Annotated in this window: 1 protein-coding gene; it reads right to left on the reverse strand. The window is 73.3% G+C overall.

Annotated features, from left to right (window positions below; genetic code table 11):
* A partial coding sequence (locus D471_RS0127245; RefSeq protein ID WP_017601546.1) for a FadR/GntR family transcriptional regulator occupies window positions 1–449 on the reverse strand: 449 nt, incomplete at its 3' end.
* Between the last annotated feature and the right edge of the window lie 75 nt (window positions 450–524).

Below are 524 nucleotides of genomic sequence, written 5' to 3' on the forward strand. Positions count from 1 at the left end.
CGCTCGGCCAGCAACACGGCGGCCCCGACCTCCAAGGCGCGGCGCAGGGTGAAGATGTCGTCGAGGTCGCCGCCCATGTCGGCGAGCACCCGTCGGGCCTCGGCACGGCTGGGGCGCGGGGGCACGTACGTGACGAAGGTTCCTCCGGAGCGGCCCCGCCGCGACTCGACGTATCCGGCCTCCTGGAGAGCGCGGATCGCCTCTCGCAGGGTGATCCGACTGACACCCAGGCGCGTGGCCAGGTCGCGTTCGGCCGGGAAGCGCTCGCCCCGGGCGACCACGCCGAGCTTGATCGCCGACAGCAGCCGTTCGACCGTCTCCTCGAAGGCGTTGCCTGCCTGAACAGGGCGGAACACGGCGTCGGCCGCGGGCTCCGACGGGAGCGTGCTGGTGGCGTCCCCGGTATCGGTGTCGGCCCCGGCTCCGGTGACGGGCCCGGCGTCAGCCATGCGGCCCTCCTTGTCGCGTCCTGTCGGCGTGTTCGATCTCGTACACCCAGGGTACGGCCGCCGCGCCGGGAACTC

This window comes from Nocardiopsis lucentensis DSM 44048 (genome assembly GCF_000341125.1).
GTDB classification, from domain to species: Bacteria; Actinomycetota; Actinomycetes; order Streptosporangiales; family Streptosporangiaceae; genus Nocardiopsis; species Nocardiopsis lucentensis.